Source organism: Pseudomonas sp. F9001 (genome assembly GCF_013385435.1).
Taxonomy (GTDB): Bacteria; Pseudomonadota; Gammaproteobacteria; order Pseudomonadales; family Pseudomonadaceae; genus Aquipseudomonas.
In genome coordinates this window covers 178,929-194,732 of sequence record NZ_JACAPX010000011.1, presented here as the reverse complement: position 1 = coordinate 194,732, position 15,804 = coordinate 178,929, and the positions used below count along the sequence as shown (strand labels likewise).

The 15,804-nt window shown below is 59.4% G+C and carries 15 protein-coding genes; 6 read left to right on the top strand and 9 right to left on the bottom strand.

Annotated elements, in window-relative coordinates:
- Nucleotides 1-141: 141 nt before the first annotated feature.
- The 4 genes from HX818_RS09655 to HX818_RS09640 all read right to left on the bottom strand — a co-directional run bounded on the left by HX818_RS09655 (nucleotide 142) and on the right by HX818_RS09640 (nucleotide 4,198).
- Nucleotides 142-627 (bottom strand): DUF2199 domain-containing protein, encoded by a 486-nt coding sequence (locus HX818_RS09655; protein ID WP_003211394.1) that lies wholly within the window; start codon nucleotides 625-627, stop codon nucleotides 142-144.
- 104 nt (nucleotides 628-731) lie between these two features.
- Nucleotides 732-1,958 (bottom strand): nucleoside permease, encoded by a 1,227-nt coding sequence (locus HX818_RS09650; RefSeq protein WP_177019931.1) that lies wholly within the window; start codon nucleotides 1,956-1,958, stop codon nucleotides 732-734.
- 42 nt (nucleotides 1,959-2,000) lie between these two features.
- Complete coding sequence (locus HX818_RS09645; RefSeq protein WP_177020121.1) at nucleotides 2,001-3,053, bottom strand: sugar phosphate isomerase/epimerase; 1,053 nt, start codon at nucleotides 3,051-3,053, stop codon at nucleotides 2,001-2,003.
- A gap of 14 nt (nucleotides 3,054-3,067) precedes the next feature.
- Nucleotides 3,068-4,198 carry a Gfo/Idh/MocA family protein gene (locus tag HX818_RS09640; protein ID WP_177020120.1) on the bottom strand — a complete coding sequence of 377 codons (1,131 nt, stop codon included), beginning with the start codon at nucleotides 4,196-4,198 and terminating at the stop codon, nucleotides 3,068-3,070.
- Nucleotides 4,199-4,365: 167 nt separating this feature from the next.
- Here HX818_RS09640 and HX818_RS09635 point away from each other — a divergent pair, with 167 nt between their 5' ends.
- Nucleotides 4,366-5,361, top strand: a complete 996-nt coding sequence (locus HX818_RS09635; protein WP_177019930.1) for a LacI family DNA-binding transcriptional regulator — start codon at nucleotides 4,366-4,368, stop codon at nucleotides 5,359-5,361.
- On the opposite strand, the gene HX818_RS09630 is transcribed toward HX818_RS09635, so the two are convergent.
- Nucleotides 5,355-5,765 carry a hypothetical protein gene (locus HX818_RS09630; RefSeq protein WP_003211385.1) on the bottom strand — a complete coding sequence of 137 codons (411 nt, stop codon included), beginning with the start codon at nucleotides 5,763-5,765 and terminating at the stop codon, nucleotides 5,355-5,357. The two genes, HX818_RS09635 and HX818_RS09630, sit on opposite strands and share 7 nt — an antisense overlap.
- 109 nt (nucleotides 5,766-5,874) lie before the next feature.
- On the opposite strand from HX818_RS09630, the gene HX818_RS09625 reads away from it, so the two are divergent.
- From HX818_RS09625 to HX818_RS09605, 5 genes are all read left to right on the top strand, one after another.
- Nucleotides 5,875-6,726: a helix-turn-helix domain-containing protein gene (locus HX818_RS09625; protein ID WP_003211383.1), complete on the top strand. Its 852-nt coding sequence runs from the start codon at nucleotides 5,875-5,877 to the stop codon at nucleotides 6,724-6,726.
- A gap of 291 nt (nucleotides 6,727-7,017) precedes the next feature.
- Nucleotides 7,018-7,746 (top strand): winged helix-turn-helix domain-containing protein, encoded by a 729-nt coding sequence (locus HX818_RS09620; protein ID WP_003211381.1) that lies wholly within the window; start codon nucleotides 7,018-7,020, stop codon nucleotides 7,744-7,746.
- Nucleotides 7,739-8,494, top strand: a complete 756-nt coding sequence (locus HX818_RS31035; protein WP_177019929.1) for a hypothetical protein — start codon at nucleotides 7,739-7,741, stop codon at nucleotides 8,492-8,494. Before HX818_RS09620 ends, HX818_RS31035 begins: the two co-directional genes overlap by 8 nt.
- Nucleotides 8,495-8,526: 32 nt before the next feature.
- On the top strand, nucleotides 8,527-9,216 hold the full coding sequence (locus tag HX818_RS09610) for a winged helix-turn-helix domain-containing protein (protein WP_177019928.1): 690 nt from the start codon (nucleotides 8,527-8,529) through the stop codon (nucleotides 9,214-9,216).
- Between the two features lie 220 nt (nucleotides 9,217-9,436).
- Nucleotides 9,437-10,831 (top strand): undecaprenyl-phosphate glucose phosphotransferase, encoded by a 1,395-nt coding sequence (locus HX818_RS09605; RefSeq protein WP_087694227.1) that lies wholly within the window; start codon nucleotides 9,437-9,439, stop codon nucleotides 10,829-10,831.
- Between the two features lie 264 nt (nucleotides 10,832-11,095).
- Here the strand turns inward: HX818_RS09605 and HX818_RS09600 are convergent, their stop codons facing one another.
- From HX818_RS09600 to HX818_RS09585, 4 genes are read right to left on the bottom strand one after another with little or no spacing between them, the layout of a single operon-like run.
- Nucleotides 11,096-13,186, bottom strand: a complete 2,091-nt coding sequence (locus tag HX818_RS09600) for a YjbH domain-containing protein (RefSeq protein WP_177008623.1) — start codon at nucleotides 13,184-13,186, stop codon at nucleotides 11,096-11,098.
- Complete coding sequence (locus HX818_RS09595; protein ID WP_008435436.1) at nucleotides 13,183-13,950, bottom strand: capsule biosynthesis GfcC family protein; 768 nt, start codon at nucleotides 13,948-13,950, stop codon at nucleotides 13,183-13,185. Before HX818_RS09595 ends, HX818_RS09600 begins: the two co-directional genes overlap by 4 nt.
- A complete protein-coding gene (locus HX818_RS09590; protein ID WP_371315707.1) occupies nucleotides 13,947-14,606 on the bottom strand; it encodes a YjbF family lipoprotein in 660 nt (219 codons plus the stop codon). Before HX818_RS09590 ends, HX818_RS09595 begins: the two co-directional genes overlap by 4 nt.
- 14 nt (nucleotides 14,607-14,620) lie before the next feature.
- On the bottom strand, nucleotides 14,621-15,733 hold the full coding sequence (locus tag HX818_RS09585; protein ID WP_177019927.1) for a polysaccharide export protein: 1,113 nt from the start codon (nucleotides 15,731-15,733) through the stop codon (nucleotides 14,621-14,623).
- Nucleotides 15,734-15,804 lie beyond the last annotated feature (71 nt).

Sequence of the window (15,804 nt, the reverse complement as noted above, 5' to 3'; positions counted from 1 at the left end):
GGATACCTGAAACCCAGGGGGTAAAAACGCGCAGGCGCGCACAACGAGGTCTTCGTTTATTCAGACTTTAACTGTTGGTCAATCCATGAAGAGTCGGGCATTCGGTCGCAGCGTTTCTTATGGTCTCTACTGGCAGTGGCGTCAACGTGTCCACACCACATATTCGTGTGCACGATGCGCCGTAATGCCTCGGCATTGCTCAAACGACAGCGGATGGTTACTCGCGATCAGCGTCACCTTTGGCCGGTTAGCCGGGTCAGTCAGGTTCAGCATGGCGGGGAGCCCACATGTTGCAGGCAGACCCGGGATGTCATTGGCAATCGTCACCGAAAACGGTGGTTCGCTTGATTGCTGCGGGTCATCCCAGAGTTCGTAAACCCGCTCAAAATCCAACTGCTCGATCCTGACCCAAATACCGATGTGAAAAACCTCCTCGCGACCCAGCACCGGCAATGGCAGCAACGCACGAATGAAAAATTGCTTACCGCCGATGATGGCCAGGTCATTGTTCTCCTGGACCCCACTCTCTCTGTCGTCTTGCGATAGCGCCATAACGGCATCAGGACGTCGAAACGCCAGCTCCATCTCGTCAATCCGGTGTTCTTCTTCGCACTGGTTGCACAGCAATTAGCGTCTCCTTCAAACATTCTGGCCGCACAGTCGACTCGCTGCGCCGGGCCATTCTAGCGCGATACCAACGCTGCGCAACGCCGCTTTGCGGGCGCCATGCGTCAATCAGCCGGCTCTGCCGCCACCCGCTCCCGCCCCTTGAACGCCAGCGAAAAACAAAAAAAGATCACCAGCGCAAACCCCGCCGGAAACAACCAGATGCTGCGCCAGTTATGGCTGCCACCCGCCGCCACATAGTGGTCGGTCACCTGCCCTGCCACCCAGAACCCAATCAACATGCCCACACCGTACGTAGCCAGGGTAATCAGCCCCTGCGCCGAACTCCTGAAGCGCTCCGGCGCTTTCGCGTCGGTGTAGATCTGCCCCGAGACAAAGAAGAAGTCATAGCAGATGCCATGCAGCGCAATCCCGGTAAACAGCATGAAGGCCAGCTCGCCATTATTGCCGTAGGCGAACAGCGCATAGCGCAGCGCCCACGCCAGCATGCCCACCAACAGCGCGACCTTGATGCCAAAACGCTGGATGAACAGCGGCAATAGCAGCATGAACAGCACCTCGGACACTTGCCCAATGGCCATTTTTGCCGTGGGGTTGGTCACGCCGATTTCCGCGAGAAACGGGTTGGCGTTCTGGTAGTAGAACGCCAGGGGAATGCAGATCAGGATCGAGGCGATGAAGAACACCAGGTAGCTGCGATCCTTGAGCAACCCCAGCGCATCCAGCCCGAGCAGTTGCTTGATATCACCCTTGCCCGCCTCGGCTTTCAAGGGCGCGGTACGCGGCAAGGTGAAGCTGTAGAAACCCAGCACCACTGACGCGATGGCAGACATCAGGAAGGTGTTGCGCAACGCGCCCGTGGTGATCGACTGCTGCGAATCCCAGGCGAACACAAAGCTGATCACCAGCCCCGCAACAATCCAGCCCAAGGTGCCCCACACACGGATGCGCGAAAACTCCTGGGCCGGGTCGCTCATTTGCCGGAAGGCCACCGAGTTCACCAGTGCCAGGGTCGGCATGTAGATGACCATGTATGCCAGCACGTAGGGATAAAAGCCGACGAAGTCCGGCGCGCGGTACAGCTGGTACAGCAGCACCGCGCCGATCAGGTGCAGCACCGCCAGGATGCGCTCGGCGTTGAAGTAGCGGTCGGCGATCAGGCCGATGATAAACGGGGCGATGATCGCCCCCCACGACTGGGTGGAAAACGCCATGCCGATCTGCCCGCCGCTGGCCCCCAGGTTGCTGGCGAGGAAGGTGCCGAGGGTGACGAACCAGCCGCCCCAGATGAAGAATTGCAGGAACATCATGACGCTCAGTCGCGCTTTCATTGTGGTCACCGTTTTATTGTTATTTTGAGTCAGAAGCGCTGTTCAGGCGTCGGGCAGGCCCAGCAGCCGTCGGTTGGATTGCTCGTCGGATGTCACGCCGGCGAAGTCATCGAATGCCTTGCTGGTCTTGCGGATCATGTGCTGGCGGATGAACTCCGCCCCTTCTGCCGCGCCTTGTTGCGCGTCCTTCAGGCAGCACTCCCACTCCAGCACGGCCCAACCGTTGAAGTCGTATTGGGTGAGCTTGCTGAAGATCGATTTGAAGTCGATCTGACCATCGCCCAATGAGCGAAAACGGCCAGGGCGGTCGACCCATCCTTGGTAGCCGCCATACACGCCGGAGCGCGCGTCGGGGCGAAACTCGGCGTCCTTGACGTGGAACATGCGGATGCGCGCGTGGTAGCGGTCGATGAAGCCCAGGTAATCCATTTGCTGCAGCAGCAGGTGGCTGGGGTCGTAGAGAATGTTGGCCCGGGGATGGTGGTCGACGGCTTCGAGGAAGCGCTCAAAAGAGGCGCCGTCGTGAAGGTCTTCGCCGGGGTGGATTTCGTAGCACAGGTCGACGCCGGCCGCCTCGAAGCAATCGAGAATCGGCAGCCAGCGCTTGGCCAACTCGGCAAAGCCTTGCTCCACCAGGCCGCTGGGGCGTTGTGGCCAGGGGTAGATGTACGGCCAGAGCAGCGCGCCGGAGAAGGTCGCGTGGGCCGTCAAGCCAAGGCGCTGGCTGGCGCGGGCGGCGAGTTTCAATTGGTCGATGGCCCACTCGGTCCGTGCCTGGGGCTGGCCGCGCAGATGGGCCGGGGCGAAGTCGTCGAACAGCGTGTCGAATGCCGGGTGCACGGCCACAAGTTGGCCCTGCAGGTGGGTCGATAGCTCGCTGATTTCGACGCCGGCATGGGCGCAGGTCGCCTTGAGTTCATCGCAGTAGGCCTGGCTTTCTGCAGCGCGGGCCAGGTCAATGTAGCGGGTGCCGAGTGTGGGCAACTGGATCGCCTTGTAGCCCTGGGACGCCGCCCATTGGGCGATGTTGGCCAGGGTCTCGAAAGGCGCTTCGTCCGAGATGAACTGGGCGAGAAAAATGCCTGGGCCGCGCATGTCTGTAGTCTCCTTCATGGGTGGTTCGCCAGGGTGGTCCACTTCGCGTCGCCGTGATGGTTGGCGATCACGGCTTCGATAAAGGCCATGCCGCGCACGCCGACTTCGATGCCGGGTACGCCAACGGCCTCGGTGCCTTGGCGAATGGCCTTGGCGAAGTCGCGGTAGAGGTTGGCCATGGCTTCCAGGTAACCCTCGGGATGCCCGGCGGGCAGGCGCATGCGCTGCAATGCCGCGTCGCACAGCCAGGGCTGGCCGACGCCGGAACGCAGGATGCGCAGCGGTTGGTCGAGGGAACGATGGATCAGACTGGCGGGTTCTTCCTGGCGCCATTCCAGGCCGCCCTTGTCGCCATAGAGGCGGATCTTCAGCGGGTTCTCTTCACCGGCACACACTTGGCTGGCGATCAGCACGCCGCTCGCGCCGGAGGCCATCTTGAACAGCATGGCGGCATCGTCATCCAGTTGCCGGCCGGGTACATGGATGCCCAGGTTCGCGCAAAGCTGTTCGATCGGTTGGTCGGCGATGAACTCGGCCAGGGAAAAGGCGTGGGTGCCGATGTCGCCGATGCAGCCGCCCAGTCCCGACAGCTCGGGCCGGCTGCGCCAGTCCGCCTGTTTGTTGCCCTGCCCGGCCACGTCCTGGCTGAGCCAGCCTTGTGGGTACTCGACGATCACTTTGCGCAACGCGCCGATCACGCCATTGCGCACCATGTCGCGGGCCTGCCACACCATCGGGTAGCCCAGGTAGGTGTGTGCCAGCCCATAAAGCCCGGAACTGTTTTTGACAACGTCTGCCAGCGCCTGCACTTCAACAAGATTGAGCGCGGCCGGCTTCTCGCTGAACACGTGGAAGCCCGCCTGCAGCGCCTGGGTCGCAATCGGTGCATGCAGATGATTGGGGGTGACGATCACCAGCAGCTGCATGCGCTGCTCGGCCGGGAGTGCCTGTTCGGCGGCGAGCATCTGCTGCCATTCGCTGTAACAGCGGGACGCGGGCAGGCCCAGCGCATTGCCGGTGCTCCGGTTGTTCTCGGGCTCACGGCTGAAGGCACCGCACACCAGTTCATAACACCCATCCAGCCCCGCCGCCTGGCGGTGAGCCTGGCCGATGAAGGCGCCTTCGCCGCCGCCAACAAAGCCCATTCTTATTTTTTGCACAGCAACCGTCATCGCAAGTCTTCTCTTTATGGGCAATTACCGATCATGATGTAACCGGTTACATCGTGCCGGAAATTTAGGCCTGGTTGCTCGCGGTGTCAAACCCCGACTGCGGTAAACTTGCAGGCTGCTGTTCTGATAACGAGGTGGTCTTGTCCAATATTCGTGAAGTCGCCCGCCTGGCCGGGGTCTCGGTGGCCACCGTGTCCAGGACCCTGGCCAGCCCTGAACGCGTGTTGCCCGAGACCCGCGACAAGGTCAACGCCGCCGTGGAACAGACCGGTTACCGGCCGAACCGCATGGCGGTGCAATTCCGTTCGCGGCGCACCGGCAACCTGGTGATCCTGGTGCCGGCGATTGCCAACACGTTTTTCGCCCGGGTCATCAGCGGTGCACAGCAAGCGGCGCAGGCATCGGGTTATCGGTTGCTGTTGTGCGACACTCGGGGCCAGGCAGAAATCGAAAAACAGTTCGCCGAACTGGTCCACGCTCATCAGGCCGACGGTGTGATTCAGTTGCGGGCCTCGGACCCGTTCAGCGACTGCAGCGACTCACCGCCACTGGTGAACGCCTGCGAGGTGATCCAGGACGGTCGCCACCCCACCATCAGCCTCGACAACCGTGGCGCCGCCCGGGCCATGACCCAGCACTTGATCGACCTCGGCCACCGCCGCATCGGCTTGATCAAAGGCCCGAAAAGCAGCCCACTGACCCGTGACCGCGTGGCCGGTTATGAAGATGCCTTGCTCGCGGCGGGCATCCCCCGCGACCCGGCGCTTATCTGCCACGGCGACTTCACCCTGCACGCCGGTTTCGAGGGCGCAGGCAACATGCTCGCCCTGCCCAAGCGGCCCACTGCGCTGTTCTGCGAGAACGACGAAATGGCCATCGGCGCCTTGAAGCGCATCAAGCAACAGGGCCTGCGCGTGCCCCAGGATATTTCCCTGGTGGGCTTTGATGACATCCCCTTCGCCGCCTACTGCGACCCGCCGCTGACCACCATTGCCCAGCCTGCCGAAGTCTTCGGCCGCAAGGCGGTCGAGATGCTCATCGCACTGATCGAGAAAACGCCGCTGTCGGAGCGTCAGGTTGTAGTGCCGTTCGAACTCACAGTACGCGGCAGCACGGCAGCGCCCCACACTCAATAGTGCGCCACATCCGACACCTGGGTATCCAGCACATCCCGCGCCAATGCCCAGGCCTGATCCGTGGATTCCACCACCAGCAACGGGTAGCCCCACGCCTTGCCGAACATCACGGCAAACGGCTTGAGCGCCAGGCGCTTGGCTGCGCTGGGCTCCACCTGAATCATGCCTTTGACGAAAGTACGCAGGGCCACCTTGTGCTTCTTCATCCAGATCGAGGCCTGTTTGCGCTCTTCGTGGGAGTGCTCGTGAGTGCTTTCATCCACGGCTTTCTCGTGCAGCAGGACGAAGGGTTCCTCGCGCTGCAACAAGGCCTCGAATGCGCCAAAGGTATCTTGCGGGGGGGTGTCGCTGGGGGCGTCAAACACGATTTTCACCACGGGGAATGTTGAACTGTCGAGTTGCATGGGAAGCTCCTTTAACGAGAATGTTTCTCATGATAGCCATGCCATCACTGGACGCCATTGCACAGAATGGCCAGAATGTTTCGCATTCCAGCCAAGACGCCGCGCCGCCATGTACAACCACCGCCTCGAAACCCGTGACCCGTTGCGCCCGGCCCTCGCCGATGCAATTCCCCGTGCGGTGGTTGCAGTGAGCGCTTCAAGCACCTCTGCGAGTTGGGAGCACGCACCGCACCAGCACCGCAAGGGCCAGTTGATGTACACATTGCGCGGGGTGATTCATTGCGTCATCGAAGAAGGTATCTGGATCGTGCCCCCCCAGTGCGCGTTGTGGATTCCGGGCGGCCTTTCCCATGCCGCGCGCGGGTCGGGGGCAGCGGATATCTACTGTCTGTTGGTCGACCCCGACGCCGCCGGCGCCCTGCCCCGGCAATGCTGCACCCTGGCGGTATCGCCGTTGTTACACGAATTGATCAGCAAGGCCGTCAGCTTCCCGCCGCTGTACGACACCGAGGGCGCCCAGGGCCGGTTGGTGGCCACGCTGCTGGACGAACTGGCACTGGCACCGGTGGAGGCCCTGCACCTGCCCATGCCCCGGGACACTCGGCTGCGGCGCCTGGCCGACAGTTTGCTGGCCAACCCCAGCGACAAGGCCACCCTGGGCGAATGGGCCGTACGCATCGGCATGAGCGAACGCAGCATGACGCGCTTGTTGCTGGAGGAGATCGGCCTGAGTTTCGGCCGCTGGCGCAGGCAACTGCATGTGATCCTGTCACTGCAGCGCCTGGCGAAAGGCGAAAGTGTGCAGACGGTGGCACTGGACCTCGGCTATGAAAACGCCAGCGGCTTTATCACCATGTTCCGCAAGGCCATCGGCCAACCGCCGGCGCGCTACCTGGCCGACCGCGCGAGCATCCCCCAGCACACGACGCCCGCTATCGCCTTGCTGGATTATTATAAATAGTCACGTATAAGCATTTTTAGAGCTAAGGGACTAGAAGGCTTAAATCATTCCAGCCAAAAAAAATCAACCCGCCTAAAATACTTATCGCACACTAAAAAATTTGCACTAGCATATGAGTACTCCGGTCCACAAACCCGCTCTCAACACCCGCCTGAAATCCGCCTTACCCCCCGCAAATAAAGTGCCGAATGTTAAAATTTGTCACGTTTTGGCGTATTCAATTCGATTAACATCTAAACGCCTGCAGCGATTGAATTGACGGCCTCGCATGCCGGAAAAGGGAGCAACGTGATGCATTTTTCCAACGTCCTCGCTATTGCACGGACCCCATCGAAATCCGAGGACTTCAGCGAGCTTATAGTTCGTACTGTACCGAAAAATCTAAAAGTCGATACACGCTCCTACGGCCAACTAATCGGTCCCTATGCAAGCCATGGACATTACCGTGCCATCATCATAGAGATCGACACCCCCTCTGCCAGCACCCAAACGCTGGACATCATTAAAAAAACCAGATCGGAAAATCCTGGCAGCACCATTTTCCTGGTTGTCACCTTCGCCACTACACTAAGCAAAACCAAATATTATCTCGCAGGCGCCGATTACTGCATAAAGGTCGTCGAGAGCTCGCCCGAGAAAAAACTTGCCCTGTTTGCCGCGTTCCTCAGCGAGACATACTGGCTAAGTAATACTGATTTGCTACTCGATCAGGATCGCATGTGCATCTACGGGGGTGGCAAAAAGCTCGAAGTGTCCTTTGTCGAAATGAAAGTACTGGAAGCGCTCATTCATAATCGATTGCTCAGCCATGATGAAATCGCCGTGGTAATGGGACTGAATCCCCGATTTTATGACTCAAGGGCCCTCGAAAAATCGATTAGCCGGTTACGTGGCAAAATAAAATCACATTACGGAAGCAATATAATCCAGAGCATTCGCGGTTACGGCTACAAACTAAGCAGAGGGCTGGCTTCGGTTAATCATATCCACCCCGTCAGGGAGCGGTCGAACCGTGAATAGCGGAACCTTATTACGTGAGGCGTCAGCCTGCTTCACCTTTTCGCGGCAAGCGATACTTGAACGAAGTTGCACGCTGTGGGGCAGTGAGATCCGTGTCCACGCCGAGCCTGCGCTCGACAGCCCGCGTGATGACGCCTGCCCGTTTTATTCCGAACAACTTAAAGACGCCTACAGCGAAGCCCTGCAACATGCCAGGCCGAGTTCATTTGCCCGCACAAGTAAACGTTTGCGCGCGGATAAAAGCCCGGGCCTCCACAAGTTTTTCCGAATTGAGCAATCGCTGTTGATGAATGAGGACCTGCTCAAGGAAATTATCGATACTTCACACACGCTGGAAAAAAACAGACAACAACTCATTGTCAGCGTTGAAAATACACTGGACACCCTTCCGGGCCCGCTGGAACGCCGGAGCATGATCCGTCAACTGTATAGCCTGAAAGACCAGAGCAACCTGAAGCTTGCCTATAACAATTACACATTAAATACAAAAAACACCGACCTGCTGATCGACTTGAGTCTTTATGACTATATAAAAATGCCTTTTCCAGACTCGGCCCTCAGGCTCAGTCTGAACACCCGCTCGGGCCTGTTCGACCGGCTTTACGACCAGATGCTGGGGCTGATGAGCACCACCCGGGTCTCCTTCATCGCCGACAACGTCGAGCACGCCGACAGCGCACTTCTCGCCAGACGCTTGCCTTTTGACTATTTTCAGGGCCCCTACTTCTCCCCTGCTGATAGTTTATGAACCCCCGTACTTTCCTGGAATCGGTGAATGCCATGAGTTCTCTCAAGAAACACACATTTACATCGACGTACCCGTCAATCGCACTGCACGATTTCACGCCAAATGTGGCATTTTTACATTACGACGTCGACAGCGGGCCGCTGATCGAAACCGTGGAAAAAACATCGGACGCTTCGACCAGTTCCTACGCCATTACCAAAGAGCAGAATTTCAATCTGTGGCTCAGTAACTATGTCGCCGCCAAAAGACTTTACGAAGCCAGTAATCGACTGACCCGACAACTTTACGACGCGTCAAAAAAACCTAACATTACGGCTCTAAAATCAGACGTCACACACCCGGACCTGAATAACACCACCACGGAAACAGTTAACTCATCCTCTGCATTACGCGGCCCCGATGTCTGGCTACTTACCCAGCAAGATCGTGCGCTGGTGAAAGGTGGGCTACGCATTTCCTTGACCACTATTGAGTCGGCATTGATCAAGAAAATGTTGAACCATGAAGAACGTGTGGTCAGCAAGGAAGAACTTATCCGCAACATCGGACGTGAGCCCGACCTCTATCGCGGGCTTGAAATGTGTCTTAGCCGATTGCAGGACAAGTTCAAACGCGTGAATGATGGCGAACGCCTGTTCCGCGCGGTGCGTAACCGTGGCTACTGCCTGACACAAAAAATAAAAAGCCCGCTGAGCAGTCGCGCGAACGTCACAGAACAATAATTATTTCATAAAAATTACAATTCACCCTGCCTATTAGAACACCTTTCTATCTGCCATTTTATAACAACATGACCGCGTTATAAGTCGTCAGCCATTGCTCCCTGCCATTTATTACTATCAATACGCACGCCTACGCGTGCGCCTGCCATTTGATAGTCATTAAAACCACGCCTCGCTTTAACCTGCCAGCACGTGAGTGGATACCACAGGGAGCAGAAGTATGCTTAACAACAGAAGAATGCATCGTAACCTTACACCCAAAGGCCTGACCTTTTGGGGACAGTGGGCAATTGCCCTGAGTGTGGTCGTTGTACTTTTGTTTTCACTGGTACTTTTCAAGACCGGGCAATTGGAATCCCACTACCGGATATTGGCAGCCATTACAATACTGGCCTCTATACCGGCCTACATGTTATGTGACGTCTATAGCAAAAAAGATGACTTTTTTGTTGGGCTGGGACGATTATTCACCGGCTGGTTATTGACCCTGGGCATATTGTTCGCGGTCGGCATAGCCTGTAATGCCAGTTCGCTGTTTCCCTTCGAGATCCTGCTACTGTGGGCCGCTGTCAGCTATCCAATACTAGCCCTTTGCTACATTCCCATTCACAGTCTATCCAGGTACTACCACCGGCAACTACATGAGCGCCAGAAATCGCTGATTATTGGTACGGGAAAACTTGCAACCGACTTGGCCAATACTCTCGCCAGGCAAAAACGCTCCCCTCTGGTCGGTCTCGTAGGTCCCCGCACCACCTCCCCCCAGGCCGGCACCCAGCCTCAGATCCTCGGTGACTTGCCCGATCTTCCCGCACTCATCCGCCAGCACGGTATCCGCCGCCTGTACATCACTCACTCTCTCCAGGAAGCGACCCACATCGAGGCGCTGTACCTCAACCTGCTGGAGATCAGCGTGGACGTGATCTGGGTGCCCGACCTCAACAACATGCTGCTGCTCAACCACAGCGTGGCCGAGGTGGATGGATTGCCCGCGATCTTCCTCAATGAAAGCCCGCTGACCAGCCGGCCGACCGCCGCACTGAGCAAGTCGCTGCTGGACAAGAGCCTGGCCCTGTTGGCGATCATCCTGCTCAGCCCGTTGCTGCTGCTGTTCGCCCTGCTGATCAAACTTACCTCTCCCGGCCCGGTAATTTTCAAGCAGGATCGTCACGGCTGGAACGGCGAGGTGATCAAGGTCTGGAAGTTCCGCTCGATGCGCGTGCATGACGACCACGAAGTGCGCCAGGCGAGCCGCAACGACTCACGCATTACCCCCGTAGGGCGATTTATCCGCCGCACCTCCATCGACGAGCTGCCCCAGCTGTTCAACGTGCTGCAAGGGCATATGGCACTGGTCGGCCCACGCCCGCATGCCGTCGCCCACAATGACTACTACTCGGGCAAGATTCGCGCGTACATGGCGCGGCATCGCATCAAGCCCGGCATCACCGGCCTGGCGCAGGTCAATGGCTGCCGGGGTGAAACCGAGACCCTGGAGAAGATGCAGCAACGCGTCGATATCGACCTGCGCTATATCAACAACTGGTCGCTGTGGCTGGACATCAAGATCCTGTTCAAGACGCCGTTTACCCTGCTGTCCAAAGACATCTACTGACCCCGCCCTTCCCCGTGCCGCTGCATCGGCGGCGCGGGGCACCAGGCGCGCTTTGCGCCCTCCCCGCCACCACTCCCCGCAAGGCGCAACGATAGCGCCCACAGCGACGCCCGGGCCCGGGCCATTCGCATAGTCATCAAAGAGGAAAGTCAGACAAGTGTTGCGCGCCGGCATTGCACCTGGCGCTGTAGCGTTCTGGCTTGGCGACTGCCCGGCGCATTCAACGCCGGGCAGTCGACAACCTGGTCGGCAGATGCCGCACCGTCACTCCGTGATCTTCTCGAAGTTGTTGTAGAACAACTCGCTGTCACGCCCGTCGGTCATGGTCTGCAGCGAATAGCCGCGGTTCAGGCGTGCGCCGCCGTCACGGGTCAGTGGCGCCCATACGACGTTGGCCCGACGCATCGTCGAGGTGCTCATCAATTCGTCGAAGGGGACGGAAATATAGATACCCTTGTCGAAGCTGCCTTCGCCATATTCTTCCTTCGAGGCGGTGGTCAGCGTCACCCAGCCACCAAACTTCACGCCGTTCTTGAACTGGCGCGAGATGTCGACGGTGGTGCCCCAGTCCCGCGCCAGGTAACGCCCCACACTGACGGCGGCCAGGGTGTCATAGGGCAGCTCGGTATAGCTGGTGACATGGCCGGTGATGGTCTGGTAATCCCGCAGGCCGAAGCCCTGGTTGAAATCACGCTGGCGCACGAAGTTCAGGTCTGCGCCCACTGACCAGTGCTTGCCCGCCGGCCGGAACAACACCTCGCCGCCCACCCCGGCGTACATGGACTCCAGGTAGCCGCCGTAGACCATGCCATACAGGTCGCGGTCCAGGCGCTGCGCATGGTTGACCTGGAAGTTCGGCATCGTCACATCGGACGTGGTCATGTATTGGCGCAGGTCGGTGCGTACTCGCGGCAACCCGCTGGGTGCGTCGTAGGTGAACTTGTCGTAGTTGTTCAGCAGGTTGGCGCTGAGCAAGCCGCTCCACCAGGTATTGCGGGTAAAACGGTACTCCGCGTCGGCGTCGGCAGTGAACTGATAAAGCAAGCCGTCGGGGCCACCGATGTTCTGTTTGTAACCCAGGCCAAGGCCATAGTTGAACGGCTCGGATTGTCTGCTGTAGAGCGTGGTTTCCCGATGGGCAATCGCCGGATTGACCTCGGTATTACGGTGCAGGTCCGTCAACGGTTGCTGGTTGTTCACCACGGCGCGGAAGGTGTCACGGGGCACGCTGGTTTCTTCGATGGGCATGTCATAGCGCTTGTTCACCAGGGTGAACCAGTCGATATCCTGATTGGCGCTGTTGTCGAGAATCCGGCTGGCGCGTCCCACGGCCTTGGCTGAATAGAAGTAGCGTTGCTGCTCGCCATACACCATCAATTCCGAGCCGCGCCGGGCAATGCGCTCCACCTTGTAGCCGGCATTCTGCTGCAGCCTGTCGGCGACGTTGGCCCAGTTGACCTGGTCGGCCGGGGTGGTGGGCATGCGCGCCGGCAACGGTTCGGCGGGCGGGTCATAGGTCTTGACCGGTGCCTTGCGGCTGACAAAGTTGGTGTGCAGGGTGATGCCGAACATCGCGGTATTCCCGCGTTCCCAGGCCGCACTCAGGTCGACGCTGTCAGCCAGCTTATAGACCACGCCAATGTTTACCGGCGAGTCCTGCTTGATCGGGTTGTCCAACGGCTCGTGCTTGTAGTCATTGCCCTCGTATTCGAGTTTCAGGCTCAAGGGTTCCCAGGGCGTTTGATAGGCGATCCCGCCGAACAACGAAGGGCGGCCCCTGAAATAGGCGTTGGAGTTCACATCCCCTGCCCTGGCGACGACCGCAGTGCTCTTGGGCCGGTCGTTGAATTTGCTGCCGAACACCGACAGCGGGTTGCCGAAGTCGCCTCGGTTTCCCAGGTAGCCCCAGGCGATGCCTAGGCTGAAATCCAGGTTGCCGTGGCGCTTGTTGGCGACAAAATATTCGCTGGAAAACAGCCCGGTACCGCCGATGTCCCGGGCACCGAAAGCCACCTGCGGTGCCCACCGGCTTTCCTCCCAGAGCCGCGCCTTGAAGTCGATGGCCTTGTCCTTGAAGCTCTGGCTTGCGCTCAACGCCTCGGCGCCGTACCGGCGGTTGCTGATGGCGGTATAACGAAACGAACCCTCCAGCCAATCAAACGGTTGCAGGGAAAAACTGTAGCGCGAGTAGGGATCGGTGCGGTTGGCGTTGGCGCTCAACTCTCCCGCCGGGGCCATGCGTGCGGTGGGGGTCTGTAGCAGGCCCACGCCGCCGAAATCATTTTGGGTGTAACGGGGGTCACCGTGAGCCAACCCGCAAGGCAACAGCAGTACAGCCGCAAAACGTAAATTCAAGGGTTCACCTCAGCCAACGGTTGAGTGGCGAAAAACTCGGCCAGTTGTTGGTTGAGATCAGGGGTCGGCGTCTCAAGGTCGTCGCTGCGGATCGGCACCAGGATCCTGCTGCCGGGGGCCGCCACCACGCCGTCCTCGCGATTCCACGCCGCCACGCCCACGCGCCGTACCTGGCCGTCGGGCTGGATCAGCCACAGATCATCGCGCTCGGCGTCATCGAGGACCGTGCAGTCGCCAACATAATCCCGCACCTCGCGCATGGCCCGGTACGGCACATCACAGGACTGCGCGACCGCGCCGAGCACGTGCACGGTGGACGGCCTCACGGGGTAGACCAGCCGGTCCCCGTCATCCAGCAATGCGTTGCGCGCGAACCCCGTCTCCACGGCGATCGGGTCCAGCACTTGCACCTGGCGGCCGGTGACCGGCAACTGTTCGACCTGTCGATACAAACGCGCACTCAAGTCCGCCCGGGAGCCACGGTCATCCAGCAAGGCCCCTCGTTGCAGCAGTTTCAGATCGAACAAAACCCCTGCCTTCAAGCGTTCCTGCGTGCTCACCAACGACTGGTGCAGCCATGCGGCGCCCAACCAGTAGCTTTCTGCATTGGGTTGGGCCACACGAATAACGTCCAGCAAACGCGCCCCCGGCTTGACCTCGAAGGCGCCAGGGCTGCGCACATCGCCACTGACTGTAACGGCCGCCTGGCCAGTGCCGGGGCCGATCAGCAACAGGCCCAGCCATAAAAGCTTCGAACACTTCATCGGGCTGCCTCCCGGTCGGGACGCAACTGCACGATTTTCAGGGCCAACCGGGGCGTCAAATGCTGCTCGCTGCGCCAGATGAAACCATCCTGCGGGTCGACCCAATAATGGTTGGTGGCGCGGAAATTCAAGGTGGGAACGTCCACCTGCTCGTCGATGCGCAGCAAGGCGTAATCCTTGTCCAGAATGCGGAGGGTCTCGATACCGTGGCTGCTGAAACGGCTGTTGACCGCGATACCGATTCGGTTGCCGTCGTAGAGGTCGATCCAGCGTGTGCCGGTGTAGCCGTCGGGCAGATGCTGGAGCCCGCGCTTGAACGGCGATTCGCCACTGAAACGCGTGCCATCCAGGGAAACACCCAGCCCGACAGCGCGTACCACCAGGCCGTCACGCATCATCACCACTTGCTTGCCGGAAGCGACCCAGAACTGCAGGTCGCCCCGGCGCCGGGCCATGGCCATCACGCCCTCGCTGACGGCGGTGGTCACCAGGATCTGCGGGTATGGCACCGCGTCGACCTGGGCGCGGGTCACGTTGATCGGGGCCGGGCCCGTCACAGAGGTTTCGAGGGTGTACCACGACGCCCTCATCAACGGGTTACACCCGCACAACAAGAGCGCCATCGACAGGCAGGCGCTGGTAGGCAACATTTTCACCACGGGATAACGCCTTATCTGCTGTTGACTTCACTGAGGTCATTGGCCGATCGGGCACCAATCCCAATGGCACTGGCGGTCGGCAGCAACTGGCTGATCAGGCGGTTCCAGCGCGTCACGCCGGCCGGCCCGACGTACACGATGTCCTGGGGTTGCAAGTCGAACCGGGTGGCCAGCACCAGCGCGGAAGGTGATTGGGCATCGAGCTGGAACACCTTGGCCGGTTCGGCTTCGAGGTTGTCCACGCCGCGAATCACATAGACCGCATTGCCATTGGAAGTGGTCTGGTTCAAGCCGCCTACGGTACCCAGGGCATCGGTCAGGTTGATCGACTTGCCCTTGAAGCTCAGGGCCCGGGGCTGATTGACTTCGCCCATCAGGTAGACACGTTTCTGGTCGTTATAGGGCAGGTACAACCGGTCGCCGCCCTTGAGGTAGATGCCCTGCAGTTGCGAGCCCTGGCGATTGAGGCTGTCCAGGTCAAGCGTGTACTCACGGCCGTCGCGCGTCAGGGTCAGGCTCGAGAGGTCGGCATTCGTGGGGTCGACACCGGCAGCGCCAATGGCCTCGACGGCGCTCAATGGCGTGGTGGTGATCGGCTGTTGCCCGGCCTTGATCACCGCCCCGGTCACCACCACTGTCTGGCTGGCAAACCGCAGGACGCTGACGTCGACCTGTGGGCTTTCAATAAATTGCGACAAGCGCCCGGCGATAAAGGCCCGCAGATCTTCGATGGTCTTGCCGGCCACCGGGATGTTGCCGATATACGGATAAAACAACGTGCCATCGGGGCGAACCAGGCGCCCGTTGGCGTCGATCTGCTGTTGCGGCCCGGACGGTGCCGTCAACTCGGGATGGTCCCAAACCGTGATAAACAACAGGTCATTGGCACCGACGCGATAGCCACCGGGCACATAAGACAACAGTTCTGCCGGCACCGATTCACGAACATGCGTGGCGGCATCCATGGCAATCAATTTGGGGGTGATGGGAATCAACTCTACCCGAGTACTTTCGGAAGAACCCTCACTGGACATTTGACTGGTGTCCATATGTTGACCAGGCGAAAACATGCAGCCGTGCAAGCTGAAACTTGCCAGCAAAAGAACAGGTAACCTACGAATCATAATGGCACTACGCTAGTCGAGGGCGAGTCTAAAAAAGATCACCCAGAAGTTCCGGGTGATCTTGAACAACA